4 protein-coding genes are annotated in these 2,565 nt (G+C 71.1%); all 4 read right to left on the reverse strand.

Translation table 11 applies throughout. The annotated features are described in order from the left end of the window. Positions 1–33: 33 nt before the first annotated feature. The 4 genes from ACRDPS_RS08755 to ACRDPS_RS08770 all read right to left on the reverse strand — a co-directional run bounded on the left by ACRDPS_RS08755 (position 34) and on the right by ACRDPS_RS08770 (position 2,441). Positions 34–354, reverse strand: a complete 321-nt coding sequence (locus ACRDPS_RS08755; RefSeq protein ID WP_431501240.1) for a hypothetical protein — start codon at positions 352–354, stop codon at positions 34–36. Beyond that, positions 351–1,721 carry a LamG-like jellyroll fold domain-containing protein gene (locus ACRDPS_RS08760; protein ID WP_431501241.1) on the reverse strand — a complete coding sequence of 457 codons (1,371 nt, stop codon included), beginning with the start codon at positions 1,719–1,721 and terminating at the stop codon, positions 351–353. The genes ACRDPS_RS08755 and ACRDPS_RS08760 overlap by 4 nt, the downstream gene beginning before the upstream one ends. A gap of 10 nt (positions 1,722–1,731) precedes the next feature. Further along, positions 1,732–2,160: a hypothetical protein gene (locus tag ACRDPS_RS08765; protein WP_431501242.1), complete on the reverse strand. Its 429-nt coding sequence runs from the start codon at positions 2,158–2,160 to the stop codon at positions 1,732–1,734. Between the two features lie 68 nt (positions 2,161–2,228). After that, complete coding sequence (locus ACRDPS_RS08770) at positions 2,229–2,441, reverse strand: hypothetical protein (protein ID WP_431501243.1); 213 nt, start codon at positions 2,439–2,441, stop codon at positions 2,229–2,231. Between the last annotated feature and the right edge of the window lie 124 nt (positions 2,442–2,565).

The following is a 2,565-nucleotide window of genomic DNA, read 5'->3' on the forward strand; positions in this document are numbered from 1 at the left end:
ACGAGCGGAACCGCGTGCGCAGGGACGCATAGGTCAGACCGCGTCGAGCGCGGGGTAGACCACCAGCACCTCGGGGCCCTTGTCCGGCGAGGGGTAGGTCACCGTCCTGGTGGCGTCGACGGCGCGCAGCACGAGATGGTAGGTGCCGACCTCGAGAGGTCCACCATCGGCCACAACCACGCCGTTGGCCAGGTCGGAGGATGCCGGGACTTCGGTGAGCGTGGTCACGATGGCCGTGTCGACGTTGCGCACGATGACGGTGCGGCTCGTGGTCGCGGACAGGTTCACCGCCGCCTCGCCCTCGGTGGCCGTGATGGTCACGTGCCCGGTGTCGCCGTCCCAGATTGCGCTCATGTGGTGACCTCCAGGTCAGTGGCTCCCCCGGTCAGGGTGAGGTGGCGTGCGGGTCCCGTGCGGATGGTGAGGGTGACGCCATCAACGGGCAGGGGTGGGATCGTGGTGTCGCTGATGGCCGCTGTCACCGGCCCGATGGTGATGGTCGGCAGGCTGGCCACGAGGGTTCCCGTGATGGCCGGCGGACCCTCGACCGTCCCGACAAGGGCGAGCACGGGCGGGCCGATCTGCACGACTGGCAGGTCGGCGACCAGGGCCCCGGCGTAGACGGGTGGCGCGACCGTGCCGGAGATGCTCGAGGTCGGCGGCCCGATGACGATCGACGGCAGGTCGGCGGCGAGGACGTTGGAGCCTGGTGCGGTCACGGTCCCGGTGATGGCGGCCATGGGTGGCCCGACGATGACAGTGGGCGTGCTCGCGTCGAGGGTGCCGCTATAGGTGGGCGGCGTGCTCGTGCCAGTCCACGCCATGGTGGGCGGTCCGACGGTGATGGCGGCCGTAGCGGCTGCGAGGTCCCCGGCGTAGGTCGGGGCCGTGACGGTCCCGGACATGGCCATGGTCGGAGGTCCAACGGTGACCGTGGGCAGGTCGGCCACGAGGTCGCCACTGCCAGCCGGTGCGGTGACCGTCCCGGAGATGGCTGAGGTGGGCGGTCCGACCGTGAGCGTGGGTGTGCTCGCGGCGACGTCGCCCGCGTAGACCGGGACGGCGGCGGTGCCGGAGATAGCAGCGCTCGGCGGTCCCACCGTGAGGGCGGGCAGGGAGGCGGTCAGGGTCCCGGTGAAGGACGAGCCCCCGACGGTGTCCGCCATCCACGTGTCGACCTCGGCCTCAGTCAGGGCGTGGTCGAAGACACGGAAGTCGTCCCACTGCAGCCATGCCGTGGCGTTGCTCGTCAGGTGGTAGGTGGCGGAGGCCGACAGGAACGACTGTGAGCCGGTGTCCTGGTCAACCTGGACGCCGTTGACGTAGCAGGTCCGCGCCGTGGTCGCGTTCGCCACGAACGCGACGTGGGTCCAGGTGCCGTCCGGGATTACCCCCGTGCTTCGTCCGCTCAGGGCGGTGATGGACCCGTTGCTCTGGATCGCCCAGCGGGTCCCTGCCGAGGTGCCGATGTCGCACACGACGGTGCCCGAGCCCGGTGCTCCGGTGCGCCGGACCCAGCCCATGACCGAGAAGACGTTGCCCCCCGCGGCCCCCAGCGCCGGGAAGGTGACCTCGTCCGTCCCGGTCGGCGCATACCCGCCGCCAGTGTGCCCAGTCGCCCAGCCTCCACCGCCGACGGTGCAGTTGTTGCCGACGCCGGAGGAGTCTGCGGTGGTCGTGCCGGAGCCCTCGGGAAACCCCAGCTCCATCCGGAGCGACATGGGTCAGCCCTCAGGCGGTCGGCGCGGTGACGGGGACGGTGAGGACCGGCGCCCCGAGGTCGACCGAGCCGCCGGAGACGATCGCGGTGTTGTCGAGGATGAGGTCAGCAGCAGCAGTGCCTACCGAGCCCTCCAGGACAGCGACAGCGCCGGAGGTCTGGAGCCGGAAGTGCGCGGCGGTACCCGAGGCCGATGCTGTGACCGCGCCGGGGTCCGCGCCGGTGACCTGCCCGGGCGCCGGGGTCGCGGCGGTCCAGGACGCGATGGTGACCGAGGCGAGCAGCGTTCCGCCCGCAGCACCGCCCGGGCCAGCAGCGGCACCGGTGCGGATCTGGAGCACGGCGTTGGTGCCGAGCGAGGTTGCGAGCGAGTCGTCCACGGCAGCGGTCGCGGCGGTGTCGAATGCCGCTGCCACGGCGGTGGTGATGACGATGGCCATGATGGTTCTCCTGTCAGAAGTCCGTGTCGGGGTGTTGGTCCGAGACGGTCCGTCCGCGAGGAACGGGCCTAGTCCTGCGGGGTGTTGCTGACGGCGGTGGCGCCGAAGAGGGGGGCGCCGACGAAGGCGTAGACAGCGAGCGCACCGAGCACCCAGACAGGCGTGGTGTCGGCGGTGGCGGAGCAGTAGACCGGCACGGAGCCGAGCCCGAGACCGACCGTGGCGTATCCGGCGTAGGCGTACTTGCGGGCCTTGGCGGGGAGGATGGTGAGCGGGTTCATGGGTGTCTCCTCAGTTGTCGTCGAAGTGGAACCACGCGACGATGAACGCCGCGATGAGCAGGGCCTTGCGGACCCAGCGGGGAAGCTTGCGGACGTAGCGCGTGTAGGGCATCCCGTCAGGGCC

Origin of the sequence: Nocardioides sp., assembly GCF_050699375.1 — a bacterium.
Classification (GTDB): domain Bacteria; phylum Actinomycetota; class Actinomycetes; order Propionibacteriales; family Nocardioidaceae; genus Nocardioides.